Raw genomic sequence first — 26,660 nt, 5'->3', positions numbered from 1 at the left:
GAGTAGAGCCACGTTGATCACTCCGATCTCCTGCCGATAAGACAGGTGGAATTGTGCTACTAACGTGGGTCAGATTCAGTTGCAAATTCGTGGGGAAAGTGGGTCAATTTTCAGTGCAACTTAACAGCCAATCTAAACCCGGTATTAATGCACCTACAGTCCTGCTTAATGACTCAGGATCATGACCGCATGTAACCTGCCCATCCATACATGCGAGCGGGAATCTGAAACCAAACGCTCCGCTTTGAACGCGACTTTCAATAGCGGCAACAACGCCCGCCCAAGCGTCACTAGAGATCGTATGCTCAACACGAGCACGAGGACCGAATTCTCGGTCAGTAAAATAATCAGTCACGGCCAATAACCTTTCACTCAGAAAACTGATAGGTGATATCACTCAGGTCTTCGTAATTTTCAGGAAACGTTCGCCAGCTAAGCCACACCGAAATTTGACCCACGATCTCAGACATTTGCAACGGTGCGTAGAAAAGTTAGCCTATTTTACTGGCAGGAGATCGGAGTGCGCGACGTGGCTTTGTTATCGTACAGTGGCAGGCTATTTAGCGCCATCAAGATAGCATTCAACACATCGCTTGGTTTAGCTTAAGAGCCATAGAAATATGGCTAGGAAGGGAAAATTCTGGATAAATCAAATGCAGAATTTCCTAAGAAGGATGGTACCGGGGACCGGACTCGAACCGGCACGCATAAAGCGGAAGATTTTCGTCACACTACATTTTTCAATGCCACACAAATAGAATTTGCGTGTTCGTGCGCTGGACTATGCCTTCACCATTGCATGAAGCTTTAGGTGCCCCCCGTCTAGTCTCTACACCTTCCCGTTCCCAGGCTTGGCTCGGCGTTGCCTCGGTCTGCTGACCAGGGGGTTCGCCGAATTTGAGGGGATTCACACGGGTGCTTTCGCCTCCCGGTGCTCAATTTACTATAAGTCTTCTGTGTATACCATTTCACCACCCCGGCAGGAGTGAGCAAGCCGTACAGCGCCTGCAATTTCGTACGTTGAAACCGTATAAATACGATTTCAGTTGCTACCTAACTGCCTGATTTCAAAAAACACTTTCGAAATCGTATATGTATTGCCCCCGATAGGGTGCGTCTACCAATTTCACCATCGGAGCCTACACAAGCCCGATATTATGCCACGAACCGGCCGTAACTGCCAGACAACTAGCGCATTCGATAACATGGCATCAATGCTAATGCCGGTCACGCGCCACCGGCGGCAAGCGGTGCTTGGGCTGGCCGACGCGCTGGGCGCGATAAATGCCGCTGTGGCCAGAGAACAGGTAGGCCACCACGCACGCCAACGCCGCGTAAGGACCGATCTGCGGGCCGAATAATTCGATCGCCATGATGGTCGATGCCAGCGGCGTGTTGGCCGCGCCGGCAAATACCGCCACGAATCCCAGTCCTGCCAGCAGCGCAAACGGCAGGTGCAGCAGCGGCGCCAGCGCGTTGCCCAGCGTTGCGCCGATGTAGAACAGTGGTGTCACTTCGCCGCCTTTGAAGCCGCTCCCGAGCGAACCGACCGTGAAGATGAATTTGCCGAGGAAGTCCCACGGCGCCACCGGCTGCTGGAAAGCCTCCACAATCACCGGAATGCCAAGACCGATGTAGCGGGTGCCCAGCCACCACACGGCCAGCGCAATCAATGCGCCGCCCAGCATGGGCCGCAGCGGTGCGTAAGCAATATGACGTTTCATGAAGGCCGATGCCGCGTGCGTCGATTTGGCAAAGGCCATCCCCACCAATCCAAACACAATGCCGGCCACCAGCACCGCCGCCACGCTCCAGAAGCCGATCGGCGTGATGGCGCTAATGGCGTAATGCGTATGATGCACACCCCACGCCATGCCTACCTGATCGGCGGCGATGGCAGCGACCATGCACGGGAAAATGGCGTCGTAGCGCAGACGGCCGATGGCCAGCACTTCCAGGCCGAAGATAGCGCCAGCCAACGGCGTACCAAACACCGACGCAAAACCGGCGCTGATACCGGCCATCAGCACGACGCGGCGCTCGGCGTGGCGCAAGCGGAAGATGTGGGTGAGCTGATCGGCCAGCGTGCCGCCCATCTGCACTGCAGTGCCTTCGCGTCCGACCGAGGCGCCAAACCAGTGCGACACCACGGTGCCGATCAACACCAGCGGCGCCATGCGCAGCGGCACCACGTTTTTCGGATCGTGGATTTCGTCGATCAACAGGTTATTCCCCGCCTCGACGCTGCTGCCCAATTTCAGATACACCCAGCCGACCGCAAAGCCAGCCAGCGGCAGTAGCCAGATAATCCAGCGATGCGCCTCGCGCCAGTTAGTGGCGTAATCGAGCGCAAACAAAAAGAAGGCCGACGCGGTGCCGCTCAGCACCGCAATCAGCCCTGCGAGCGCGGTCCATTTGCCGATGTAGGGCAACAGCGCGATTTGCTCAGGGTAGCGGGGAAGTTTCCTCATAGAGCTAGGGATACTAGCAAATCCGCTGAGATGGATCAAATCTAAGGCAGATAGGTCTAACACATTATCAGGCCGCCATTGCCCCAACCGCTCGACAGGAGGACTATTTCATGATGGAAGAGCGCATAACACAACTGGAAGCCGAGTCCGAAGCTAACGCAGGAGCGCTTGCTTCGCTGGAGAGTGCTATGAATGACCGATTCAACCGCATCGAAACCGAACTGAGCGAGCTACGTCAGAGCAAAGCGGACCATGAGCCAACTTTATACCGGCTAAACAGCCTGCAAGACGAGATGCACCGACGCTACACCGAAACGCGCGATGATATGAATCGGCAATTTTCCGATGTCCGAGACGACATTAACCGCCGCTTCACCGCATCGGCTGAGGACATGAACCGACAGTTCAACGATATGCGAAACGACATGAGTCGCCGTTTCACCGAGTCAAGAGACAACATGGACCGGCAACTTGCCGCCGCGCGCGAAGATATCAACCGACGTTTTATCGATGCACAACGCGGAAACGACGCCAAGTTCGAACAAGTTGATAGGCGCTTCGAACAAGTGGATAGGCGCTTCGAACAAGTGGATAAACGATTCGATCAGGTAGAACAACGCCTGGACCGGGTAGAAGCCTCCATCCATCAGCTCAACACATTTATGCGATGGATGCTTGGCAGCCAGATCATCATCGTTTTAGCGATACTAACCCTGGCCGCCAAAGCGCTCTACGGTTAGTGATGGTGATGCATATCGCCATCGCGCTTGACGTCCATCGCTTCCGATGGTTTGGATGGCGGAGCGCCAGGCGCGCGCGGGGCGGCGGGGAGTTCGCCGGTCCACTCGTGCGCCACGGTGCCTTTCGGATGTTGGTACCAGCCCGGGTCCTTGTAGTCGTTGCGCGCCAGCCCTTCCCTCACCTTCACTACGGTGAACATGCCGCCCATATCCAGGCCACCGAACGGACCATCGCCCATCATCATCGGCAGCGTGTTTTCCGGTAGCGGCATGCGCATGTCACCCATAGCACCGCCCTTGTCGCCCATGACCATATAACCTGGCACCAGGTTGTTGATCTTGCGCGCCACACCGCTGTGGTCCACGCCGATCATGGTAGGCACATCGTGTCCCATCGCGTTCATGGTGTGATGCGATTTGTGGCAGTGGAAGGCCCAGTCGCCCGGCTCATCGGCCATAAACTCGATCGCCCGCATCTGGCCGACGGCGATATCGGTGGTGACCTCCGGCCAGCGCGCCGATGGCCGCACCCAGCCGCCATCCGTGCCGGTGACTTCAAACGTGTGCCCGTGCATGTGGATAGGATGATTGGTCATGGTCAGGTTGCCGACGCGGACGCGCACCCGGTCATCCTTGCGCACCACCATCGGGTCCACGCCGGGGAAGGCGCGGCTGTTGAAGGTCCACAGGTTAAAGTCGGTCATGGTGTTGACCTTGGGGGTGTAGCTGCCCGGCTCAATGTCGTAGGCATTCAGCAGAAAGACGAAATCACGGTCGACCGCATGCAGCTTGGGATCGCGCGGATGCGTGACCCAGAAGCCCATCATCCCCATCGCCATCTGCGCCATTTCGTCCGCATGCGGGTGGTACATAAAGGTGCCTGCGTTCTTGGCCACAAACTCGTAGACAAAGGTTTTACCCGGTGCGATGCCCGGCTGCGTCAGTCCCGTGACGCCGTCCATGCCGTTCGGCAGGCGCTGTCCGTGCCAGTGCACGCTGGTGTGCTCCGGCAGCTTGTTGGTGACGAAGATGCGCACACGGTCGCCCTCCACCACTTCGATGGTCGGCCCTGGACTCTGGCCGTTGTAGCCCCAAAGATTCGCCGTCATGCCGGGCGCGATTTCACGCACCACCGGCTCCGCGACAAGATGAAACTCCTTGACGCCATCCTTCATCCGCCACGGCAGCGTCCAGCCGTTCAACGTAACGACCGGATTGTATGGACGGCCATTCGGCGGCAGCAGCGGCCCTTGCGTGGACGCCGAGGATTGCAGTGGCGCTTCCGGCAGCGTCGCCGCGCCGGCCTTGCTCACCATGCCGGCGCCGATCAACGTGGCTGCGCCGCTCAAAAAATTCCTGCGGGAGGTCATGGTTGTACTCCTTTATTGGTTGGCAGACGGCCGCCCAACGCGGCCTCCAGGTTGGCTTGCGCGGTCCAGTAGTCCTTGAGTGCAGCGATGTAGCCGCTGACGGCGGAGGCTTGCTCGCGCGCGTCGGCCAGCAGCTCAAAGACGCTCATCAGCATGCCGTTGTAGCGCAACAGGGTTTGATCGGAAATCTGCTTGCGCAGCGGGACTACGTTGTCACGATAGTGGCGCGCCAGATCGTAGGAGGCGCGATAGCCGGCGTAGCTCTCGCGTGCCTCGCTGCGCGCATCGACGGCAGCTTGCGCCAGCAAATTCACCGATTCCATATACGTCGCTTGCGCGCGTGCGACGCGGGCCGAGCCCCAGTCAAACAGCGGAATCTCCAGCGACAGCTCATAGCCACGCGTGGCCGTGCCGCCATCGGTATTGCGCACCGCGCCGAGGTCCAGCACATTGATGAAGCGCGTGGTGCGCGTCAAACCCAGCGTGGATGCGGTGTGCTCGGTATCCAGCTTGGCGGCCTGAATATCCAACCGCTCGTTGACGGCGGTCTGCTCGACATCGGCCAATTCGCGCGGCGCCGACGGCAGGTCCGGCAAATGGTCCGGCAAGCGATATGCCGACGCCTGCGCGCCGCTCAAGCCCAGCAAGCGAGTGAGTTTTTCGCGCGCGGAGACGGCGGCCTTTTGTGCGTGCGTCACATCGGCCAGCGTTTGCGCGTGATAGGCCTGTTCGCGCGCCAGGTCCAGCGCACTCCAGTTGCCGGCCTTGCGCATACGCCCTGCCAGTTCTGCACTGGCTTGCGCCGAAGCTTCCACCTGCTTGGCGTAGTCGGCGATCTGGCTGGCGGCCACCGCGTCCACCCACGCGCGGCGCGTGTCGGCGGCGACCTTCAGCGCCTCATTCGCCACCAGCAGCTTGGCCTGTTCAAAGCGGCGGCCTTCGATGCGGCTGGCCATCGGCGCGGTAATCAGCCCGACCAGGTTAAAAGTCAGCGTGCGTTCGATACCGACCTCGCCGCCGCCGTGACTACGTTTGAAGTCCAGCACCGGATTTTGCAGGCGGCCAGCCTGCACCAGGTCCGCTTCGGCCACGCCGAGCGACCAATAGCGGGCTTGCAGGCCGCGGTTATTCAGCAGCGCGATTTGCACCACATCGTCGGCAGCCAGCGGCTGTTCCAGTTTTTTATCGATGATGGCCGCGAGCGTGCGCTCGTCGTCCTCATTGCGCGGCAAACGACCAGCCACGCCGGTGCGCTGTTCGCTGATGCCAGCGGCAGCACTGAAGCCGCCATCACCGGACAGCGACGCACAACCGCCCAACAGCAGCGCCAAACCGGCGCTGCTGGCGAGTTTATACAGACAATTCATGTCCTATACCTCAATAGTTTGATGAAAAATACAGCTCGCAGACGGAGCTTGGGCGTGATCAGGCGCAGCGGCCTTGAGGCGGACGTTCAGGGTGGGCCAGGTCCACCGCAGGGAGGAAATCGGAATAGAACGGCACGGCGGCAGCCGCCGGCAGCAACGGTGCAGGAATCGCCAGCGTCAATAGCGGCGCGGCGGCAGCGCAGCATGCGGAGCCGCTGCACTTCATGTTGGTGTGGGGATGGGCTTTATCGCTCTTTTGCGCGGCCAGCATGGCCGCATGGTCGTGCGAACCGGCAGGCATGATCATATTCATGGCCGCAGCAGTTCCCGTCGTCGCCGGAGCGACGCACAACTGCATCTGCGCCGACGCATACCCCTGATAAGGGAGCGCCAACAGCATCAGCCAAACGACGAAGGATCGAAACAGAACGGTCATCCAACTATGTTATCACAAGCCAGACGCGCCATTCATGCCAGCCGTACGGACGGATTGGCGATAATGTTATCGATCTGGATATGCGCCTCGCGGCACGCGGCTGCGAGGGCTTCGTCTTCGGTATCGCGAATGAACTGCATGGTGGCGCCTTCAAACACTTCCATGCCGTCGGCGCCTTGGCGTTCAATATCGCAGCTGGCCGACCACTTGTGGTCAGAGGTCGGCAACGCGGTCGGGATTATCTCCCAGCCTTTGTAATGGAGCTTGTTCATGGTGGCCTCCTTACCCGGAATTACAGCATACCACCATCAACAAACGCCTGCCGTCCCGTTAGTCCTGCTGCTGCGGAACGCGGCCGATGTTCTCTTCCATATTCGCCAGATACCAGGTCAGCGAGGTCATGACGGCCACGTGGCGCTTCAGTTCCAGCGGATTGACCTTGTCCAGCGTATCGGCCGGGGTGTGGTGATAGCTGAAGTAGAAGCTGGAGTCCACCAGCGGCTCAAACACCGGCACGCCGGCGCGTTCCAGCGGGCTCGTATCGGCCGCACCGGCGATGTCGTGACGCTCGAAGATCCCGGCGCCGATCGGCTCCAGCGCGGTCTTCAACGGCGCGAAATACTTCACCATCGGCTGTGTCACGCTGCCAATAAAGCCGAACGGACGGCCACCGCCGCTGTCCGATTCAATCGCAGCAAAGTGCTTATCCAGCTTGTCCTTGTTGGCTTCGAAGTAGGCCTTGCCGCCGCGGGTGCCGTTTTCCTCATTCATCCAGGCGATCACGCGGATAGTGCGGCGCGGCTTGAGGTTCAGTTTTTTCAGCGTGTCGATCACCGCCATGGCGCCAGCCACGCCGGTGCCGTCGTCGTGCGCGCCGGTGGCCAGGTCCCACGAGTCCAGGTGGCCGGAGACGATTACCACTTCATCGGCTTTGTCGGTACCCGGCAGGTCGGCGATGACGTTAAAGCTATCGGCATCCGGCAGGATTTGCGGGGTCAGGGTCAGATGCATTTTCAGCGGGCCGCGTGCCGACAGGCGGCTCATCAGCATCGCATCTTCCGCCGTCACGGCGGCGGCAGGAATACGGGCGCCGTCCACCACGCCGGTGGCGCCGGTATGGGCGATGCGGTAGTTGGCGCCGCCGACCGAGCGCACCAGCGCTGCCGCCGCGCCCATGTCCGCCGCCAGTTTAGGACCGGCGAAACGGAAGCCCGAACCACGGCCATAAGCCGGACCGGCATGACCACGATCTGCCATCTCCTGGTCGAAAGCGACGTCGAACAGCACGATGCTGCCCTTGACTTGTGCGCCCTTGGCCTTCAATTCTTCGAAACTGCGCACGATGACGACCGGCGCGGTCAGGCCGGCAGCCGGAGTAGCGCCAGAACCGCCGAGGGCTGTCAGCACTACTTTTTGCGAAATGCCAGCAGGACGGCCGGTGTACTCCACCAGCTCCGCCGATTCCGCGCCACGCACCCAGTGCGGAACCTTCACCGGCTGCAGCGTGACGGTGGCGCCGATTTTGCGCATCGCCGCAGCCACCTGTTCCACCGCCGCAGCGGCGCCGGCGGAACCGGACAGGCGTGGGCCTACCAGGTCGGTCAGATCGGACAGGCGCTCGTAGGCCCAGTCGCTTTGCATCGCGTTGTCGCGGATCTGGCCCAGCGTGGCGGCATCGTTGGGAGCAGCGCTGGCGCCGATGCCAAGCAAGCTACCGGCGAGGATGGTCAGCGACAGGGATTTCTTGAAGGCGGATTTCATACGGTTCCTGTACAGATAGTGAGTGATTAGCCAGAAACGATAACCGATCATGATGCTCTTGTCATCCATGTTGATTTGCTATCGCACTTGCTCTACGATGTAACTTCAACTTTCGGAAGAAAGCACCTATGCTCAAGGGTCAACTGTGTACCGTGCGTCACCTCGTGACCGCCGATCTGAACACCTTCATCGCGCTGGTCAATGACCTGCCCTCGCGCGGCGATTATTTTTCGACCCATTTCAAATCGCCTGAAACCATGCGCAAGGAGTTCATGACCAATGGTTTCGTCAGCGACGACAGCGAACTGTTTGTGATCGAGGACTCACTACACCACGTGGTTGGCGTCATCACCCATTTCAAAAGCCGCACGCCGGTCACGCGCGAAATCGGCTACCGCCTGTTCGAGCCCAAATTGTCTGGACGCGGATATGTAACCGAAGCGTGCAGGCTGCTGGTCGATTATCTGTTCAACGTGCACCCGTATCACCGGCTTGAATTATTGACCGCACCAGAGAACGTGGCATCGGTGCGCGTCGCGCAAAAATGCGGCTTCCGGGCCGAAGGCACGCTGCGCCAGTGCTTCTTTATCAATGGCCGCTACCAGGACGTGACGGTCTTCAGTTTGCTGCGCCCCGAATGGGAAACGCAACGTCTCTAATTGTTACAAGCCATTACCGGCAAGGCCGGTTTGTAAGCAGGTGTATAAGACGTGGTAAAAAATTTGCTGGGATTTATAGTGGAGTCACTGGCTAACGAATCATTCCGATCCGAGCCACAGCAAGGGGAATTACCATGTTGAGCAAAAAAATGATGGGTGTAGCGTTACTGACCGTAGCAGCAGTATCGTCATCGGCATACGCAGGCGACCGTGATTTCAACACGGTGGCCGGCGCTGTGGTCGGAGCAGCAATCGGCAATAGCACCGGTGGACGCAATGGCGCCGTGGTCGGCGGCCTGGTTGGCGCGGCGGTCGGCAACAGTATCCGCACCTCGGATGACCGCTATTATCGCGGCCGTGATCGTGGTTACGTAGAGACCCGTGTGTACTCGCAGCCTGCTCCGGTGTATTACGAGCGCTCTGCCCCGGTTTATTATGAGCGCCCTGCCCCGGTGTACTACGCGCCGCCACCACGCTACTACGAACCGCCACCACGCGTGGTCTACGTTGAACCGGCCCGCCCGTACTACCGCGAGGAGCGCTGGGAGCGTCATCACCACTACGATCGCTGGGAACGTTAATCTCCCGGCCACCAGCCCCGGACTTCCGGGGCTTTTTTTTTTCGTCCCTCCGCTAATTATCTGCAACGGGGGATCTATGACGACAGCAGACGCAATCATCGCTTTGGAACTGGGCCACTACCGGCTGCGTGAGCAGATCGGCGGTTCGGCTTACGGCATTATCTGGCGCGCCAGCGGACCGCAGACGACGCGCGACGTGGCCATTAAATTGGTCAACCGCGAGCAGATGGCGCGCGCCCTGCCGCAACAGCAGGAGCGCTGGATCGGTGCCGCCAACAACGAAATCGCTTTCCTGCAATCGCTGGAACCGTGGGACGAGCGCCACATCGTGCGCCTGCTCGACAGCGGCTGGCATGAGGGCTTGCCGGTACTGGCGCTGGAGCTGATGGGCTCCGACCTGGGCAAGCACATGGCCACCCTGAAAAGCCGCAGCGAAACCGTGCCACTAGCGCAGGCGTTAGGCTGGATCGCCCAAATGAACCAGGCGCTGGCCAAGGTACATCAATACGGCTGGCGCTATCTCGACCTGAAACCGGCCAACGTGCTGCTCGATCCGCATCTGCGTACAGTAAAACTGGCGGACTTCGGCACCAATCGCGCCTTGGGCAGCCTGCAGGCGCACTCCTATGCCGGCACCGCCAACTGGCAGGCGCCGGAACAATTCTTCCCCGCCGACGGCGGTGGCTATGCCTCTAGCGCGCGCAGTGACTATTTCTCGCTTGGCGCGATGCTGTATTTTTTAATGGCGGGCGGCGTGCCGCTGCGCTTCTGCGTCGATTGCGGACAGGCGTATCGCGATCATCACGTGGCCGGCGCGGACCTGCTGCGCAGCCGGAATGCCGGCGCAATCCCGGCCGCGCTACTGCCGCAGGAAGAGGAACGCTTTGCCGCCGGCATTCCCGCCGCGCAGCGCGATGCGGCGCTAGAGTTGCTGCGGGTGCTGCTACAGATTGATCCGGCACTGCGCCCCCGCCATGCGATCCAGATCAGCCGCATGCTGCATGCAGCGCAAGGCGTGAAGCCACCGCGCGGCGCCTTCGACGCGGTTGATCCAGCGCTGGGCATGCGCCGTCCTTCAGCCGTCAACGGCTGGCAAACCATGCAGGGGGCGTGATGATGGCCTCCAACGCTCGCGCGGCAACGCGCAATGTTCCGCATCGCCTGGTGTTGCGTCCATCATTGGGCCAGCGGCTAGCAGAAAGTGTGACCGGCACCGTGACCGGCATACTGCCAATACTGGCCGGAGCGATCGCCCGCAATGCCTTCATGGCGCTCACGCTGGCGGTGCTGGGAGGCCTGTGCAGCCTGCAGGCACTGGCTTTATTGCGTGCCCCTGCGGCGTGGCTGCCCTCCTCGATCACGGTCCAACTGCGTGCAGGCGACAGTATCACCTTGGGCCAGCGCGAATTGGCTGCACCGCAGACCGACCGCAATCATCTTTCGCTACGCCGCGATGCAAATGGCAGCTGGTTGGTGCGCAATCTCAGTACCGCCAGGCAGGTGGTGTTGATGCGTGATGGCTCAGAACAGCGTCTCGGCAGCGCGACCTTGCAGGGAATGGAGCGCTTCCAGATCGACGGCGCTGTATTCGAGGTCCGCTCCGCCAATGATGGTTCGATAACCTTCGCCCGCGACGGCCATGAATGGCGTTACGACGGCGCAGTGCTGTATCGCGATGGACGTCCGCAAGCCAACTGCCCCGATGCACGATTGGCCGGCAAGGCGCTGTCACTGTGGAACCGCATCATGCCCGTGACCGTCGCGCGGCCGCTGACGTTTGGCGGCAACCTGTATTGCGACAACCGTCTCGGACTGGCGCAGGTCACGCCGGGTGCAGCGCAAATCGCGCAAGTGAACGGACGCTTGCAACTCAGTGCCGGCAATCCCGATGGCGACCGCGCAGGCGTGCTGGCCGGTGCTATGGATTTGCGCAAACAGGAAGCGTCGCTGGATGGCGTGAACGCGATCATGGTTGGCCACACGCGCTTGCAGATCGCCGCCAGCGGCGACCAACTGACGCTGCATCCAAGCCGCCACGTAAAGCTGTACAGCGAGCCGGAACTGCGGCTGCCGGAGCAAGTGAGCTGGCAGTGGCAGCAGCGCGCGCTGTGGAGCAGCGGCCCGGCCAACGCCATCTACATCGCCCTGGCGCTGTGCGCAGCCGGCATGATCGCCGGTGCAACCGCACGCCGCAAGACACCCGCGCCGGCCGCCCAATCCGCAGCGATGCCCGTTCGCGGCGGAGGCTCGCAGCTAGTGGCACAAGCCGGTAAGCTCATCGCTGCGATGGGCATGCTGGCCGCCGGGCTAATAGCACTGGTCGCGCAGCGGACCGGTTTTGCTCCTGCTGCGGCTTGCTCGCTACTGCTCGGCGCCAGCGCGCTGCTGCTGTGGCTCGCACTGCCCGGCCGCTTGACGCTGGCCACAGCCGCAGGCGTCGTCCTGCTGGCCTTCGGCCTGCTGGCGCAATTGGAGCTGGGCCTCGGCGCGCCGGAATCGTCCTGGCTGCGCTACTACCAAAAATCCGCCGCCATGCTGGCGATAGGCGCAGGCTTGGGCGGACTGCTGCAACTGTGGGCGCGCTATCACTCAGCGCGCGGCGCGCATCTCCAGCAACGCACCATCGAATGGATGCTCGCCCTGTTCGCCGCCATCGCCCTGGCCGCACTGGCCGCGCAAGTCCTGTGGGGCGACGAAACCGGCGTGTTCGACCTGCAGCCGGTCGAACTGGCGAAACTCGCCCTCACCGCCCTTACCGCCCACGGCCTCGCCCTGCGCTTCCACTGGCACAGCGGCCCGCAGCGGCTGGCCGACCGTGGCGCGCGCTGGCTGCAGCTGATCGCGCCTGCGCTGCTGTTCCTTGCCCTGCTGGGCCTCGCGCTGGTACAGGTAGACGACTTCTCGCCACTGATCCTGCTGCTGGTGTGGAGCACCGGCATGGGCCTGGCCTACGCCATTGCCGCCCGTAATCGCTGGCTGTCCGCGATCCTGATAGGTGGCGCGCTGCTCGCCATCAGTGCCATCGTCTACCTGCGCCTTAACGGTACGGACGACCTGATACGCTGGGGCTTCTACGCCGACCGCTTTCTGGTCTGGCTCAATCCCGCCGAACATCCGCACACCGGCCAGCAACTGCTACTCGGCGCGCGCGCCATTGGAGATGGCGGCTGGTTCGGCGCAGACCATGGCCTGGGCCTGCGCGCGCTCGGCCAGTCTGCGGGCAGCGTGGTGCAAATCCCCGCCGTTCAGGACGACTTTGCAGCTTCGTTCTTCCTCAATCGCCACGGCTTGTTGAGCGGCCTGCTGCTGTGGGCCGTGCAAGCTGCCTTCTTGATCGGGATCGTGCTGACCGCCCTGCACGCATACCGCAACGGTGCCGGCGCGCGCAACTTCCGCCATGCGTGGTTGGGCCGCTTCCGCTACTTCATGCTGTGCGGCGGCGGCGCCTTTGTGCTCGGCCACTTCCTGCTTTCGTGGGGTACCAACCTTGCCATCTTCCCGATCATGGGGCAGCCGATGAGTTTCTTATCAGCTGGCGGCAGTCACTTGCTGTTTTTCCTCTGCCCCCTGCTTACCTTCAGTGCGATATCTTCCGAAGGAGTCTGAATCATGCCAACCTATGTCCAACACGCCGTCCTGGGACGCATTCCGGACGTATTTAACGCCGAGGCGATCTGGCAAACGCCCGGCCTGGCGCTATTCTCGCGCCGTCCATTGCTGCGTGACCTGCTGGAACGCAGCCCGCGAGAACACAAGGGCCGCGCCGCCACGCGCTGCTTCTCGCATGTGACGTTGACGCTGCCGCAAGAAGATGTCGACGACGACTACCACCTCACGCGCGGCGCCCGCGCACGCGACCTCGCGCAAACGCTGGCGGTCCTGCATCAAAAGGACTTCGGCGACCTGCTGGGCGGCGACGAGGTGCGCTACGACGTGGTGGGCGACACCATGCTGGCGCCGGGCGAGATCGAGGTCAAGTTCGGCCACGCCGTGTATTTGCCCGCGCCGGATGAGAAGGTGCTGTACAACGTCAGCGTCTCGCGCGACAGCGCCATCTGGCATACGGTGTGCGCGATTTATCCGAACCAGCGACTGGCACTGATCGGCGGTGAAGGCGGCGTGCCGGCGCAGGGCTGGCCTTTCGGCGCCGACGCCGGCCTGCTGATTCTCAACGACGGTCCGGACGCCGTACCGGTAGTGCAGATGCGTCCCAAGGGCGCGTTCGATTGCCGCTTCGATCCACGCAGCGGCTACTACACCATCAAGGCTCCGGACGGCCAGCGCCTGCTGCTGAAAGTCGCCCGCGCCGCTGGCATGCCCGCGCGCGCAAGCCAGCAGAGTGAACCTGCCGCTCCCGCCGTTTGGCAAAAGCGCGCAGACACCAGTGCGAATCTTGGCATGGGAGCCGTCGCGGTGGACGGCGCATACCGCAACGCAGGCATGCGCGCGGCCGCTGGAGTGAGCGCTGGTCCGGATGCACGCCGGGGCGACGGCAGCATAGACCTCACAGCAGTTCCTGCGGCGCCGGGTCACAAGCCGGCGAACCGTCCCGGTGAAAGCGACGCCACTTACGCGCCGGTGTCGCAGCAGCGCGTCAGTCTGGTGGCGCTGGCCTTGCCGCGCCTGAGCCGCTACCGCGACACCGGCGCGCAAGCGATGGAACTGCCGTTCAACCGCGACCTCGCACTGTCCACCGACGCCCAGCCGGCCATCAGCCTGATGGTCGATGCGGCCGACCAGCTATACGCCTGCACCGCCGAAGGCCGCCAACGCATCGAAGCTCCCGCCACTTTCTCGCCAGTGGACGCGCGCACGCTGCGCCTGCTGCCTGCGGCGCCGGAAATGGCGGACCGCTACCGCGCCATCATCTGCCTGGCCCAAGCCATCAGCAACGGCGTCGCCAGCGGCGCGCGCTTCACCTTCGGCCGTAATTCCGCCATGCTGGCGACACTGCGCGTGCTCGATTCGCCGCGCTTCCTCAAGCATGCAGATGGCGCGGACAGCACCAGCGCTGATCGTATCGGCCTGTCGCGCAATGCGTTCAGTTTCGAGGCCGTCGCCAAGGGGTATACCATCGGCCGCCTGAGCGCCACGCAAGCGCTCTATCATCTGGACGACAAACTGAAATTCGTCGCCAGCGTGGGCGAGGCGCCTTACCTGCTACCGCATGGGCATCACCTGGTGGCGGGCCACTACGTGCTGCGCTTCGAGGCCTGAGCCATCATGGATGCCGCCAAACTCCACGCCGTCGCGGCGTTTGCTGCGGGCCTCGTGATCACCTTGGTCCTCGCCGCCTACTTTACGCCGCGCAGCTGGTGGAAGCGGCCCAACGCGCGCGCACTGTTCATCATGGTAGCCGGCGCGTGGGGATTCGGTAGCCTGATCTTGTACGCCACGCAGGCCCCCGCCGCCGCGATGGCCCAAACACGCGCGGAAGTCGACACTCCCAGTGGCGAACGCACAGCGCCAGGCACCGGCTGTGCACTCGCGCCGCCGTGCGGCGCCAACGCCCAGGTGAACCACGCAGCCGCTGCCGGCCAGCCGTTCCGCGTCCACCGCGACCTGAACTTGCGCGCCGCGCCAGGTGTGCAAGCCGCGCGCGTCATCGTGGTGCCGGCCGGCGCCATCGTCACGCCTACCGGCCAGCGCGACGGCGACTGGTGGCAAATCAGCGCCACCATCGACGGCCACGCACAAACCGGCTGGGCCAGCAGCCTGTGGCTGCGCCGGAGCAGCGAATGACGCACACACCACCCACCGCCGCCGGCATATTTTCGGCTAAGCTGTGGCCTTTCGCATCCCGCGCGCCCGCGCCTGCACCGATGACACGCATCACCGATCAACTTAACTTCGGCCCCGCGCTGAACGTGGCCGCCCGCAGCGCGGCCAGCATCAGCAAGCTGCAAGTGCCGGAGAACCAGGACAACCTGCTGCTCATCGACGCCGATGGCCGCGCCGTCCTGTTGCGCGACCAAACGCCGCACACCACGCAGCTGCCCAACTGGCCGCAAGGCCATGTGCGTCTTGCAGTCCTCGACGGCATGGGCGGCCACGGGCACGGACGACAGGCCGCCGAAGCCGTCGCCGCCGGCCTGCTGGCCATTCCCGCCTGCGCCACACTGGAGGAACTGGGCACACGCCTCGACCAGCTGCACCGCGAACTGCAAGCTAGCTTCAGCCGCCCGAACGACCACGACACCTTCCGCCGTCCCGGCACCACGCTCACGCTGATCGAAATCCCGCCCGGCCAGGCGCCGATGCTGTACCACGTGGGCGATTCGCGCCTGTACGAAATCAGCGCGCAAGCTGCGCGACCGCTGACGGTGGACCACGTGCCAGCCACCTCCTTCGCCATGCACGGCCTGCTGGGCAAGGACGAATGGTGGCAGCAGGTGCACGGCGAGCATCGCGCGCAAATCTCGCAGGCCTACATTCTCGGCAACGCCTTCGCCAATCCACAAGTGCTGGACGACGGCCTGCTGCCGCTGGACGCAACCAACCTGCCGCCCTTCCTGCATCACATGGCCGACCGCCGCGCACTCACCGTACGGTACGATGCAGTCTACCTGCTGGCGACCGACGGCTTCTGGTCCTGCGCGCGCCCGCTGCCGTGGATCGAACGCTGGCCGGCGCTGCTGGCCGCCGCCGCCGCGCCAGCGTTAGATGCGCTGTTCGACGACTACGCCCAAAACCCGCCGCCACAACTCCACATCGACAACCTGAGCGCCATCGTGCTGCGATTCGCCTGCAATGTTGACGAAACAGCACTCCCCACCGCACCAATTCCGTCGCATTTTTGATTGGCGCACAGGCCGACCGAAAAAAGGAGTTGCAAAGTTTGCCAAACAGAGTGAAAACCGCATAAACTGACGGGTATCCCATCGGTCGGTTTGTCATGAAAAAATGCAGTAATGCCCAGCACCCGCACTGCACTTATTGGGTCTTACCGGGAGAGCAAAGTTGCGAAGGCGGCCACGCCCAAGCAGCGCCTTCCAGCTTCGATCTGTTGAGCGCCTTGCGCACCACCCGTGCCGCCTCTCCGGCCACGGCGCTGGATGCCGTCCCTGCTACCGAACCTGCCCCCCTGCACTACGCCCATCCGCTGCAACGCGCCCAAGCCGGCCGTCCGCAACTGCACATCAGCGGCTTCGACCCGCGCGCCGCCGGCGGCCGCCAAACGCTGAAGATGGAACTGCGCGGCATGCCGGAAGCCTGCGCGCCGCAATTGACGCTGCAACTGCAATCGGATCTGATCCCGCACGGCGCATCGCGCCAGCACTTCGTGCGCGCGGTGGGCGGCGAATGGCGTCCGGTGTTTGTCGAATTTTCCTCGCGTGGCAAAGAGCACGGCCAGTACCAGATCAGCATCGAGCTGCTTAGTCAGCACGCCGGCCTGGCCGCGCGCAAATGGGTGTGCACCTTCGTGATCCTGGTGCCGCGCCTCGACGCCTCGCTGACCGAGATCCACCGCATCTTCCTCAGCACCCACAAGAACGTACGCGTGATGGCAGACGACGCCTCCATCGCCCGCGTCAGCGCGCAAGGTGGCGACAGCCTCGATATCGACGTCACCGCCCGCAACGCCGGCATCGCGCATCTTGACCTCAACGCGCCGGCCGGTAAAGTGGACCTGGGTTTCTCCACCATCGCGTGGGATGAAGACCTGATCGAAATCGACATGCCGCAAGCAGCCGCGCTGCATCCGCATCCAAGCGCCGCCACCTCGCTGGTGAACGCTGCGCCGGAAGCTGGCGCCCAGCGCCAGATTCGCCTGTTTGCGATGGAAGAATGCGTGATCGGCCGTTTTGAACTGGTCGATCCAGATGCGGACGTACTGCTCACCCACTACACCGCCGACGGCCAGGATACCAACGGCCTGACGCGCCGCCTGTCGGGACGACACGCCATCATCCGCCGCTCCGGCCTCGGTTTTGAAATTGAAGATGTGTCGCGCTATGGCATCCTGCTGGACGGCGTCTGGCCGGGCAAGCACAAACCGACCGCGCTGCGGCTCGGCATGCGGATTGAATTCAGCGCCAGCATCAAGGGCATCGTCACCCTGTCGGTATCGGCCATCATGCCGCACGGCGTGATCCTGCACCGCGTGGATCACGGCGCCAATGCCGAAAGCTTCTACCTGCTCGCGCCCGAGACGCATCCCGGCTATCCGGTTAAATCGTTTGCCGCCGCGCCGCATGCGGCTGCGCTGCCGCTGCTGTTCCATCGCGACGGCGGTTTCTGGCATCTCGATCAATTGACTGGCAAGGAGACCGCGCTGGCGCCATCCGTCTCGCTCGATAAACTGAGCCGCGTGCCACGCCACACCCGTTTCGCCAGCGATCCGTATCCGGAGCACTGGATCATCCGCACCGGCGCCAGCGACATGGTCAGCACCGTGGCGGCCAACGCCATGTCCACCGCCTGAACACTTCATCGGCGCCATGCCTACGCCGGCCAAACACCACGAACGTGTCGCACTCGCCGCTTTGATACTGCTGCTGGCCGGCTTGCCGCTGGCGGTCTGGCTGGATACGCAGCATATCGCCGAGGAGCGCCTGCGCAGCCAGGCCGCAGACCTCAACTCCATGATCACCAGCATCCGCAGCTACTACGGCAGCGCGGTGGTGGGCCGCATCCAGGAAAACCACGGCAAGGATACGCAAATCATCCACAATTACGAGGCGGTGCCGGGCGCGATTCCGATTCCGGCCACGCTGTCGCTGGAACTCGGTCACGTCATCGCGGACAAGCAATCCAACGTCAGCTACCGCTTCATCTCCGACTATCCGTTCCGCGGCCGTGCGCCGCACGCGCTGGACGACTTTGAAAAGAAGTCGCTGGCGTCACTGCGCTCCGCACCGGATCAGCCGCCGCTGATCCTCGCCACCAGCAGTGGCACCGCCTCGCAAGTACGCCTTGCCGCACCGGTGCTGATGACCGCTGCCTGCGTCCAGTGCCATAACAGCCATCCGGACAGCCCGAAAAAGGACTGGAAAATCGGCGATGTGCGCGGCCTGCAGGAAATCGACATCCATAACGAAATCAGCACCAGCCTGTGGTCCTTCAAATACAGCCTGGCTTACTTCCTGCTGATGGCGGTGATTGGGCTTGGCTTCATCCTGCTGCAGCGCCGCCAGAACGCCGTCATACGCGGCATGAACGGCGAACTGACCGACGCCAACGACTTCCTTGCTTCGATCTCGCTGAAGACCTCGCACTACCTGTCGCCGCAAATTTACAAGAGCATCTTCAGCGGCGAGATGGAAGTATCGCTGCGCACCCAGCGCAAAAAGCTGACCATTTTCTTCTCCGATATCAAGGACTTCACGGCGCTGACCGAGTCGCTGCAGCCGGAAGCTTTAACGGAGCTGATTAACGAATACTTCACCGCCATGTCTACCATCGCCATCCAGCACGGTGGGACCATCGACAAATTCATCGGCGATGCGCTGCTGGTGTTCTTCGGCGATCCCGAAACCAAGGGGGCGGCGGAAGATGCGCGCAGCTGCTTGCGCATGGCGGTGGAGATGCAGAACGCGCTGGCCGAACTGAATGCGCAGTGGCGCAAGCGTGGTGTGGAAGCGCCGCTGTTGGTCCGCATGGGCATCAACACCGGCTACTGCAATGTAGGGAATTTCGGCAGCAACGACCGCATGGATTACACCATCCTCGGCGCGGAAGCCAATCTGGCGGCGCGCCTGCAATCGATCGCGCCGGCGGGCGGCATTGCGGCCAGCTACGAAACCTTTGCGCTGGTGCGCGACATCGCCTCGGGCCACGCGCTGCCGCCGGTGCACATGAAAGGCATCGCGCGCGAAGTGGTGCCGTATGCGATTGATGGCTTGCTGGATGCGGACGGCAATACCATGCAGGTATTCAGCCATTCCGGTGACGGCCACGATCTGTATCTGGACTTGGGCCGCATCGATGTAGACGCCGCGCGCGATCTGCGCGGCGTGCTGCATCAGGCCATCAACGCCCTCGATAAAAAATCTTAGGCTGGACGCTTGGCCGGCAGTGGAATGCGCTCGGTTTCGCCGGGCACTTGCGGGAAGCGTTGCGCTTCCCAATCCTCGCCCGCCTGCACCACACGCTCCTTGCGCGACGAAACGAAGTTCCAGAACATATAGCGATGGCCGTCCAGCGGCTCGCCCCCAATAATGACGAAGCGCGTTGCGCTGCTGGCTTTCACAAGGCGCGTATCGGCGGTATCCAGCAGTGCCATGTTGTGCAGCTCCAGCGGCGCGCCATCCACTTCCAGTTCGCCGCTGATCGGGTAGATCGCCGCTTCCGCCGGCAAGCCGTTCAACGCCAGTTCATGTCCGGCCTTGAGGGCGACATCCAGGTACAGCGTCTGGCTGTAGGTCTGCACCGGCGAGGTCTGGCCGAAAGCAGAGCCGATCAGCACCCGGATGTCGGCGCCGTCGATAGTCAGTTCGGGAATCGCACTGGATGGCGTGTGGCAGAAGCCCGGTTCATCTTCCTCATGCGCGGCAGGCAGCGCGGCCCACAGCTGCAGGCCATGCGTGCGGTGCGGCACACCGACCAAATCTTTGGGGGTGCGCTCGGAGTGCACGATGCCACGGCCGGCCGTCATCCAGTTGACGGCGCCCGGTTCGATGCGCTGGTAGGTGCCCAGGCTGTCGCGGTGATCCATCGCGCCTTCAAACAGATAAGTCACGGTAGCGAGGCCGATGTGCGGGTGCGGGCGCACATCATGGTCAGCGTCGGCCGGCACGTCCACCGGGCCAAAATGGTCGAAGAAAATGAACGGTCCCACCGCCTGCTTGACGGCGGACGGCAAGTAGCGGCGCACCACAAAGCCACCGCCCAAATCTTTTTCATGGCCCTTCAACAGATTCGAGATGGTCATGGTATTACCCCAGCACGGTGGTTACTTCGGTGGTCACGGAGGTCATCAGCTTATGGATCGGGCATTTCTGCGCGGCGGCCAGCAATTCGGTGCGCTGCGCTTCGGTCAGGTCGCCGGTGACATGCAAGGTGGCAGTCAGGCGATAGATGCCTTGGCGCTCTTCGCTGGCGTCGCGTTCCATGCTCACTTCCACGTGCTCCACCGGGATGTTCTTGCGCTTGGCGAACCACACCACGGTCAGCGCCTTGCATGCGCTCAGCGCAGCATCGTACAAGTCGTGCGGCGATGGGCCGGCGTCATTGCCACCTTCTTCCACCGAACCGTCGGCCGGAATGATGTGATTGCGCACGTGGACGATATGGCGCATCGGCAGGGATTGATCACGCAGGGCTTTGATAGTCATTCGGTGTTCCTTGTGGCGATTGAATCAGAACCCACAATGTACACCGGATGGCGGGCTTGCGCTTCTACTAAAAGACTACGCACTACCCTGCAAGTTTTTTGAAAAAGTGAGACAGGCAGTCAAACGAGGCCAAATTATCAATGCAAAATTGATATTGGCACCACAAGTAGCTTCGCGCCTCCAATAAACTAAACTCCAAGGGATTCAAATGAAACGATATCTGCTCGCCGCATCGATCGCCGCACTGGTTAGCCTGTCCAGCGCCGCCCACGCCACCAACGCCGCCGCCGGCTTGCCTTCCGCTAGCTACTCCGATAGCGTTGATTGGAACGGCCTGAATGCCGAATCGCTGTTCAACGGCGCCTCCTGGAACGCCGGCACCGGCGGTCCGCAGTGGGTACAAGTAGACCTGCTGGACACCAAGCAAATCACCGCCATCAGCTACCTCACCAACCAGCTACCGGATGGCCACAGCTGGCAGAAAATCTTCATCTCCAACACGGCTATCGGCGACAACTGGACCAGCCTGACGCCATCGCTGACTTTCGAGGGCGATACCGTGGCCAACACGCCAATCTCGTTCAGCTTCGGCGCCATCTCCGGCCGTTACGTGGAAATCGTGGCCTACAACGAAGGCAGCTGGACCGCCCTGCAAACTGCCAGCATCACTGCCGTCCCAGAACCAGAAACTTACGCTATGATGTTGGCAGGCTTAGGTCTGGTGGGCGCCATCGCACGCCGCCGCAAAGCCGCTTAATCATGTCCCTACGGCGAAGCCGGGCGAGGTGGAGATTGTCCTGATGTCGAACACGAATAAGGAATATTCTGCTGCCGTCAGCCGGGTTATCGCCGCGCGTGCAAGCCGCACTGCGCCGCTTGCACGCAGCGACATCTTGCTGCACCAGCACTTCAGCGTGACCCAGGAGCACAAGGAACTGCAGCTGCCCGCCTGGCGCGATTACCTCGACCGCTTTCTCGACGTCCCAGTTAAACGCAGCCAGCTGGAACAAGGCTTCCGCGGCGAGTTGGACACCTACCTGCTGTCCGACATGGTGTATCTCGACAGCCGCACCGCCTCATTCACCCAGGCTCGCAGCAATGCCCGCATCTCCACCGACAATGTGCGTGATTTCGTGTTTCACATCGCCGTTGAAGGCATCATCGAAACCACCACCAATACGCCGCGTGCGCGCTCCAGCCAATACCTGCCGGGCATTCTGGCACTGGACCTGGGCCAGCCAATGACCATGATGCGACCGACGGCTGCGCGGGTACTGGCATTTTTCCTGCCTCGGGCGATGGTCTATGCCGCCGTGCCGGATGCCGAAGCAATCCACGGCCGCGTGATCAGCTATACCACCCCGCTCACGCGATTGATACTGGAGCGGGTGCGTACCCTATGCAACGCCATGCCGATGCTGCCGGCGGCGCAGCAACAGCAAGCCATACGTACCTGCGCTGAACTGATACTCACCGCTTTCTCAAAACAGCAGCGCATGAACGGCCAGGGACGCGCCGCCGTACGCGCCGCGATGCAAAGCCAGATCGAGGAATACATCCAGGCCAATCTGCACCGGGAAGACTTGTCGCCCGATACCGTGATGCGCGCCTTCCCGGTCGCCCGTGCCACCATCTATCGCATGTTCGAATCACAGGGCGGCCTGCACGCCTACATCCGACACTGCCGCCTGCGTGAAGCAGCGTACGAGCTGGTGACCTTGCCGCAGCTGGCCGTGGCCGATATCGGGCTAGGACTGGGCTTTAACAGCGCCTCCGATTTTTCACGCGCTTTCAGCCGCCAATACAGCGTCTCCCCGCGCGACTATCGCGAGCAGTCTTTGTAAAGACTACGCTGGAGCGGCTGGGGTGATTATTGGACAGCCAGAACGAACATCGCAGAGTTCTTAATTATGATTGCGGCGTTTCCACTCGTCGACGACATCGCCCAGCGTCTTCCCGACGCCGTCACGGATCCACGCCATCAGGTCGCGATCAAATTTAAACGCCGGACCGCACTCCGACAGCAAGAAGCGCCGCACGTTCTGCGTATTTTTATAGCTGGAGTCAATGAGAGTTTGCGGCGTCAATTCAGCGCCATGCCAATCGAAATTCATAAAACTAGCGTCTCCTTCCTTCTGCGCAGGCAAGCGCGTGATTGGTTTTTCGCTCGCGGATAATTTCCTGGCGTTGTGCCTCGCTGCGCGGTCCCAATGGTAGAACCGTCAGGTTCTTGGTTTTCTCGGCGAACTCGATTTGCTGACGATCGCGCGTGCACAACTCGTCGTCCGTCAGTGGTTTGTCGGAGCGGTTCATGCTCGGATTGAAGGGCTGCTGCCTGGCTTTTTCAGACTGTTCCGCCGCCGCCAAACGGCGCTCAGCTTGCGCCTGTCGCACACGATTCTGGCGCGATATCTTCTCGCGCTCACGCCAGTTATCGTCCGATGGCGACGCCGCAGCCGGAGCGTTTTCCACTTGCAGCGGCTTGGCCGCCACGCCATCCTGCGGACGGTCCGAATAGTGCACCCTGCCGTTGGCATCGGTCCATTTGTACATCTGTGCATGCGCGGGCAGCGCTAACATCAATAGCAGCAAAGCTTTCAACTTGCCTCCTGAGCGTAACGCTGCAAGAATATCATCCTATCGATATTCAAAGTACGCGCTTTGTCACGGAGCCCTATGAGTAAACTGCTTGATGCTGAATTGCTGGAGAGTTGGCTGCGGGCGCGGTCGGTTGGGCGGAGTTTACCGTTACCGGTGGCAGATCGCGGCGGTCTGCGCGTCGATACGGCGATGCCGGAAGAGCAGCGCCGTTACGTGTTTTCCGGGCCGTCGCCTGTCATCACGCAGCTGGCGCAGGAGATTCATGAGCCGCATGTGTTTATCAAGATGTGCGGGCCTGGCGCGCTTTTGCAGTCGCTGGTGCCGCATCGCTGGCAGCTGCAACCAGCTGGATATTTGATGACGAAAGAAGCCGGACGTAATCCCGTACCCTCGCTGCCGCCTGGCTACTGGCTACAGGTGCAGACCGAAGGCCACGTCACCACCGCCCGCATTTTCGCGGAGGACGACACGCTCGCAGCCAGCGGTTACGGCATCGAATATGACGGCGTGTTTGTGTTCGACCGCATCGCCACAGTCCCCGAACACCAGCATCAGGGACTGGGCGCGGCGATCATGGCCGCCTTGGGAACCGCCCAGCAATCGCAAGCCGCGCAGCGCGTGCTGGTGGCAACTGAAGCGGGACGCGGACTTTACACGAGCATAGGCTGGAGCGTGCGCACGCACTTCTCCACGGTGACGATCACACCACCTTTTTGACGAACTCCGTCTTCAGGCTCATGGCGCCAAAGCCATCGATCTTGCAGTCGATATCGTGGTCGGCATCGACCAGACGGATGTTCTTCACCTTGGTGCCGACTTTCACCACACCGCCACCGCCCTTCAACTTCAAGTCCTTGATGACGGTGACCGTGTCGCCATCCTGCAGCACATTGCCGACTGCATCGCGATACACGCGCGCGCCTTCTTCTGCCGCATCAGCAGCACCGGCAGTCCACTCGTGTGCGCACTCCGGGCACACCAGGTTCGCACCATCTTCATAGGTGTATTCGGAACTGCATTTAGGGCATGGTGGCAAGGCGCTCATAGGGAATCCTGACTTTTCAAAGCCCGGCAGTATACCTCATGCCAGCTTGCGGGCAACGCGGAAGCCGACGATGTCGTTCGCCAGCACCGCCGAAAAACCATTGCGCACCGCCGAACGCAGGTAGCGCGGGTTATATAGCCACGAGCCGCCGCGCAGCACGCGCCGCACCTGATCGCCGCCAGCCTCCCATGCGCTACCGTCGGCCGGCGCGCCGGAATAATTATCATGCACCACGTCCTGCGTCCACTCCCACACATTGCCGTGCATGTCGAACAGGCCCCAAGGATTCGGCTGGTAGGCGCCAACCTTGCTGGTGCTCTGTACATATGCACCGCGCTGGCCGCCGTTGTAGGTGTAGTGGCCGTCGTAGTTGGCCTGTTCGGGGCTGATGGTGTCGCCGAAACTGAACGCAGTCCTGGTGCCTGCACGGCAGGCATACTCCCATTCCGCCTCGGTCGGCAGGCGATACACCTGCCCTGTTTTCTGCGACAGCCAGCGCAGATACAGCTGCGCGTCTATCCAGCTGACGCCAACCACAGGGTGATCGTCATTCTGCGCAAAGCCCGGCGCGCGCCAGTCAGTGTCGGACTGCGACTCCCAGCCGGTGTCCTTAACGAAGCGCCGCCATTGCCCCACCGTGACCGGATAACGGCCCATCGCAAACGACTGCTCAATGCCCACCCAGCGCTGCGGCAGCTCGCGCTCCAGCCAGTTTTTCTGCGCGCCGGCCTTGATCGCCGCCGCTTGCTCATGTTCGTGAGAGCCCATCTGGAAGCGGCCCGTCGGAATCAGCACCAGATCCGGCCCGGCGCTGGAACCGTCGAGGAAGCGGTCGCGTAGCACGCCGCTGGCGTCAGCCACCGGCGTGTGCGACGCCACCGCCGCCAATTCAGCCGCATGGCGCTCGGCCTGCTGCTTGCGATGCCGCTCCTGTTCCTGCCGATACGCCGTTTCCGCCTTCAGTTGCGTGGCCTTGCGCTGCTGCTCTTCACGCTCCTCACGCGCTTTCTTTGCATCGGCTTCACGCCGCGCCAGCAACTGATCGCGCAACACCTGCTTGCGAGCTAGCGCCGCTGCTTCCGCTTCGGCGCGCTGCTTGGCTTCGAGCGCGCGGCGCTGCTGCTCCTGCCGCTGCTTTTCCACCGCCGCAGCCTGTGCCTCGGCTTGACGGCGCGCCGCCAGTTCGGCCACCATCGCCTTGCGCTTCTCTTCGTCCGCAAGCGCTTGCGCCTTGGCCTGCTCCGCTTGCGCCGCCAGTTCCTTCTGGCGTTGCTGGTCATGCGCCTCGCGGGCAACCCGGTCGCGGGCCGCCTGCTCGGTGCGGGCTGCCACTTCTTCCTCGCTCGGACCGGCCGCTTCACGCAGTGCAGCCAGCAGCGCATTCACCGATGCCGGCCGGCGCTCCTGCAAGTATGCAAAGCCTTCTTGCAGGACCTTCCACTGGCGATCATTCAGGCCGCGCGGCGGTGAAGGATGAAAGTCCGCCGGACGCATATCATCAAACGGCATGCGCCCTTCCAGCAGCTGGTAGATCATCACCGCCACCGCGTACACGTCCAGCTTGGGCGCAGGCTGGCGTTGATGCGTGCCCGCTTCCGGTGCGCGATAACCTGCGGTACCGGCGTTCGGCGTCTGCAAACCAAGGCTGCTGCCGGCGCTGCGCGCACGCGAGGCGATGCCGAAATCCAGCAGCTTGATCTCACCGCGCTTGGTCAGGAACACATTGCCCGGTTTGATATCGCGGTGAACCAGCTTGTGCTTGTCCCAGGCATACTGCAGCGCTTCGCCCACCGGCGACAGCAGCTTGATCACCGCATCCAGCGTCAGCGCCCCCTGCTCCGCCAGATACGCATCCAGGTCCTGTCCTTCCAGATACTCCATGATGATAAAGTAGCTGGAGGTGGCGGGATCTTGTGCCCACTCATAAACGCGAACGATGTTTTCGTGCGCCAGTTTGCGCGCCTGCGTGGCCTCCTCGATCAGCAGCTTGGCGTGGGTAGCGCTCTGGGTCAGCTGCGGCGGCAGAATCTTTAGCGCTACCTGATCGCTATGGCCCAACTCCGCATGCGTGGCCAGGTCCGTAGCCAGCCACACCTGTCCCATGCCGCCCATGCCGATCAGGCGTTCCAGCCGGTAGCGGCGGTTTTGCGGGCCAATCTCCTGCCCCGTCATCAAGCCCAGTTCCGTCCCCTGGCGCGGCGGCAGGACGACCGGCGCGGCACTGCCTCCCGGCGGCGCGTATTCGGCGTCGAGGATGGCGTTCTTGCGACGGTCGAATTCCTGGAGACTCAGTAGACCATCATCATGTAAGGCCCGCAGTTCGCGGATCTTGTCCCTTGCTGTTTGCATCATT

Annotated in this window: 25 protein-coding genes; 13 read left to right on the top strand and 12 right to left on the bottom strand. The window is 62.1% G+C overall.

What is annotated here, in order from left to right:
* Window positions 1-1,217: 1,217 nt before the first annotated feature.
* Window positions 1,218-2,471 (bottom strand): voltage-gated chloride channel family protein, encoded by a 1,254-nt coding sequence (locus GTP46_RS24965; RefSeq protein ID WP_161009331.1) that lies wholly within the window; start codon window positions 2,469-2,471, stop codon window positions 1,218-1,220.
* A gap of 110 nt (window positions 2,472-2,581) precedes the next feature.
* Here GTP46_RS24965 and GTP46_RS24960 point away from each other — a divergent pair, with 110 nt between their 5' ends.
* Window positions 2,582-3,211: a hypothetical protein gene (locus GTP46_RS24960; RefSeq protein WP_161009330.1), complete on the top strand. Its 630-nt coding sequence runs from the start codon at window positions 2,582-2,584 to the stop codon at window positions 3,209-3,211.
* On the opposite strand, the gene GTP46_RS24955 is transcribed toward GTP46_RS24960, so the two are convergent.
* The 5 genes from GTP46_RS24955 to GTP46_RS24935 all read right to left on the bottom strand — a co-directional run bounded on the left by GTP46_RS24955 (window position 3,208) and on the right by GTP46_RS24935 (window position 8,145).
* Window positions 3,208-4,581 carry a multicopper oxidase family protein gene (locus GTP46_RS24955; protein ID WP_161009329.1) on the bottom strand — a complete coding sequence of 458 codons (1,374 nt, stop codon included), beginning with the start codon at window positions 4,579-4,581 and terminating at the stop codon, window positions 3,208-3,210. The two genes, GTP46_RS24960 and GTP46_RS24955, sit on opposite strands and share 4 nt — an antisense overlap.
* Complete coding sequence (locus tag GTP46_RS24950) at window positions 4,578-5,948, bottom strand: TolC family protein (protein WP_161009328.1); 1,371 nt, start codon at window positions 5,946-5,948, stop codon at window positions 4,578-4,580. Before GTP46_RS24950 ends, GTP46_RS24955 begins: the two co-directional genes overlap by 4 nt.
* A 58-nt stretch (window positions 5,949-6,006) precedes the next feature.
* The gene (locus GTP46_RS24945) at window positions 6,007-6,261 is read right to left on the bottom strand and encodes a hypothetical protein (protein ID WP_161009327.1); all 255 of its coding nucleotides are present in this window, start codon (window positions 6,259-6,261) and stop codon (window positions 6,007-6,009) included.
* A gap of 155 nt (window positions 6,262-6,416) precedes the next feature.
* Complete coding sequence (locus GTP46_RS24940; protein ID WP_161009326.1) at window positions 6,417-6,656, bottom strand: hypothetical protein; 240 nt, start codon at window positions 6,654-6,656, stop codon at window positions 6,417-6,419.
* A 58-nt stretch (window positions 6,657-6,714) separates the two neighbouring features.
* Window positions 6,715-8,145 (bottom strand): M20/M25/M40 family metallo-hydrolase, encoded by a 1,431-nt coding sequence (locus GTP46_RS24935; protein WP_161009325.1) that lies wholly within the window; start codon window positions 8,143-8,145, stop codon window positions 6,715-6,717.
* Between the two features lie 128 nt (window positions 8,146-8,273).
* On the opposite strand from GTP46_RS24935, the gene GTP46_RS24930 reads away from it, so the two are divergent.
* From GTP46_RS24930 to GTP46_RS24890, 9 genes are all read left to right on the top strand, one after another.
* Window positions 8,274-8,804 (top strand): GNAT family N-acetyltransferase, encoded by a 531-nt coding sequence (locus tag GTP46_RS24930; protein ID WP_161009324.1) that lies wholly within the window; start codon window positions 8,274-8,276, stop codon window positions 8,802-8,804.
* Between the two features lie 134 nt (window positions 8,805-8,938).
* A complete protein-coding gene (locus GTP46_RS24925; protein ID WP_161009323.1) occupies window positions 8,939-9,385 on the top strand; it encodes a glycine zipper domain-containing protein in 447 nt (148 codons plus the stop codon).
* 76 nt (window positions 9,386-9,461) lie between these two features.
* Entirely contained in the window at window positions 9,462-10,499 is a 1,038-nt protein-coding gene (locus GTP46_RS24920) for a serine/threonine-protein kinase (RefSeq protein ID WP_161009322.1), read from the top strand.
* Window positions 10,499-12,991, top strand: a complete 2,493-nt coding sequence (locus GTP46_RS24915) for an FtsW/RodA/SpoVE family cell cycle protein (RefSeq protein ID WP_229259086.1) — start codon at window positions 10,499-10,501, stop codon at window positions 12,989-12,991. The genes GTP46_RS24920 and GTP46_RS24915 overlap by 1 nt, the downstream gene beginning before the upstream one ends.
* Before the next feature lie 3 nt (window positions 12,992-12,994).
* Window positions 12,995-14,602, top strand: a complete 1,608-nt coding sequence (locus GTP46_RS24910) for a hypothetical protein (protein ID WP_161009321.1) — start codon at window positions 12,995-12,997, stop codon at window positions 14,600-14,602.
* A gap of 6 nt (window positions 14,603-14,608) precedes the next feature.
* Window positions 14,609-15,127 carry an SH3 domain-containing protein gene (locus tag GTP46_RS24905; protein WP_161009320.1) on the top strand — a complete coding sequence of 173 codons (519 nt, stop codon included), beginning with the start codon at window positions 14,609-14,611 and terminating at the stop codon, window positions 15,125-15,127.
* An 80-nt stretch (window positions 15,128-15,207) separates the two neighbouring features.
* A complete protein-coding gene (locus tag GTP46_RS24900) occupies window positions 15,208-16,185 on the top strand; it encodes a PP2C family protein-serine/threonine phosphatase (RefSeq protein WP_161009340.1) in 978 nt (325 codons plus the stop codon).
* 95 nt (window positions 16,186-16,280) lie between these two features.
* Window positions 16,281-17,810 (top strand): FHA domain-containing protein, encoded by a 1,530-nt coding sequence (locus tag GTP46_RS24895; protein ID WP_161009319.1) that lies wholly within the window; start codon window positions 16,281-16,283, stop codon window positions 17,808-17,810.
* A gap of 16 nt (window positions 17,811-17,826) precedes the next feature.
* The gene (locus GTP46_RS24890) at window positions 17,827-19,383 is read left to right on the top strand and encodes an adenylate/guanylate cyclase domain-containing protein (protein ID WP_161009318.1); all 1,557 of its coding nucleotides are present in this window, start codon (window positions 17,827-17,829) and stop codon (window positions 19,381-19,383) included.
* On the opposite strand, the gene GTP46_RS24885 is transcribed toward GTP46_RS24890, so the two are convergent.
* Window positions 19,380-20,258, bottom strand: a complete 879-nt coding sequence (locus tag GTP46_RS24885) for a pirin family protein (RefSeq protein ID WP_161009317.1) — start codon at window positions 20,256-20,258, stop codon at window positions 19,380-19,382. The two genes, GTP46_RS24890 and GTP46_RS24885, sit on opposite strands and share 4 nt — an antisense overlap.
* Window positions 20,259-20,262: 4 nt before the next feature.
* Window positions 20,263-20,661 (bottom strand): OsmC family protein, encoded by a 399-nt coding sequence (locus tag GTP46_RS24880; RefSeq protein ID WP_161009316.1) that lies wholly within the window; start codon window positions 20,659-20,661, stop codon window positions 20,263-20,265.
* 208 nt (window positions 20,662-20,869) lie between these two features.
* Here GTP46_RS24880 and GTP46_RS29965 point away from each other — a divergent pair, with 208 nt between their 5' ends.
* Both GTP46_RS29965 and GTP46_RS24870 read left to right on the top strand, forming a co-directional pair.
* Window positions 20,870-21,418, top strand: a complete 549-nt coding sequence (locus GTP46_RS29965; protein ID WP_229259085.1) for a discoidin domain-containing protein — start codon at window positions 20,870-20,872, stop codon at window positions 21,416-21,418.
* Between the two features lie 43 nt (window positions 21,419-21,461).
* Window positions 21,462-22,505: a helix-turn-helix domain-containing protein gene (locus GTP46_RS24870; RefSeq protein ID WP_202414424.1), complete on the top strand. Its 1,044-nt coding sequence runs from the start codon at window positions 21,462-21,464 to the stop codon at window positions 22,503-22,505.
* A 60-nt stretch (window positions 22,506-22,565) separates the two neighbouring features.
* Here the strand turns inward: GTP46_RS24870 and GTP46_RS24865 are convergent, their stop codons facing one another.
* Together GTP46_RS24865 and GTP46_RS24860 are read right to left on the bottom strand one after the other, a co-directional pair.
* Window positions 22,566-22,775, bottom strand: coding sequence for a DUF6434 domain-containing protein (locus tag GTP46_RS24865; RefSeq protein WP_161009315.1), 210 nt, complete (start codon window positions 22,773-22,775; stop codon window positions 22,566-22,568).
* Window positions 22,776-22,779: 4 nt separating this feature from the next.
* Window positions 22,780-23,262: a DUF4124 domain-containing protein gene (locus GTP46_RS24860; protein WP_161009314.1), complete on the bottom strand. Its 483-nt coding sequence runs from the start codon at window positions 23,260-23,262 to the stop codon at window positions 22,780-22,782.
* Window positions 23,263-23,415: 153 nt separating this feature from the next.
* Between GTP46_RS24860 and GTP46_RS30220 the strand changes: the two genes are divergently transcribed.
* A complete protein-coding gene (locus GTP46_RS30220) occupies window positions 23,416-23,979 on the top strand; it encodes a GNAT family N-acetyltransferase (protein WP_161009313.1) in 564 nt (187 codons plus the stop codon).
* Here the strand turns inward: GTP46_RS30220 and GTP46_RS24850 are convergent.
* Both GTP46_RS24850 and GTP46_RS24845 read right to left on the bottom strand, forming a co-directional pair.
* Window positions 23,963-24,307, bottom strand: a complete 345-nt coding sequence (locus GTP46_RS24850; RefSeq protein ID WP_161009312.1) for a zinc ribbon domain-containing protein YjdM — start codon at window positions 24,305-24,307, stop codon at window positions 23,963-23,965. The two genes, GTP46_RS30220 and GTP46_RS24850, sit on opposite strands and share 17 nt — an antisense overlap.
* Before the next feature lie 36 nt (window positions 24,308-24,343).
* The gene (locus GTP46_RS24845) at window positions 24,344-26,659 is read right to left on the bottom strand and encodes an SUMF1/EgtB/PvdO family nonheme iron enzyme (RefSeq protein ID WP_161009311.1); all 2,316 of its coding nucleotides are present in this window, start codon (window positions 26,657-26,659) and stop codon (window positions 24,344-24,346) included.
* Window position 26,660 lies beyond the last annotated feature (1 nt).

Source organism: Duganella flavida (genome assembly GCF_009857445.1).
GTDB classification, from domain to species: domain Bacteria; phylum Pseudomonadota; class Gammaproteobacteria; order Burkholderiales; family Burkholderiaceae_D; genus Rugamonas; species Rugamonas flavida.
The sequence above is the reverse complement of the archived record's forward strand: the minus strand, read 5'-3'. Positions and strand labels throughout refer to the sequence as shown.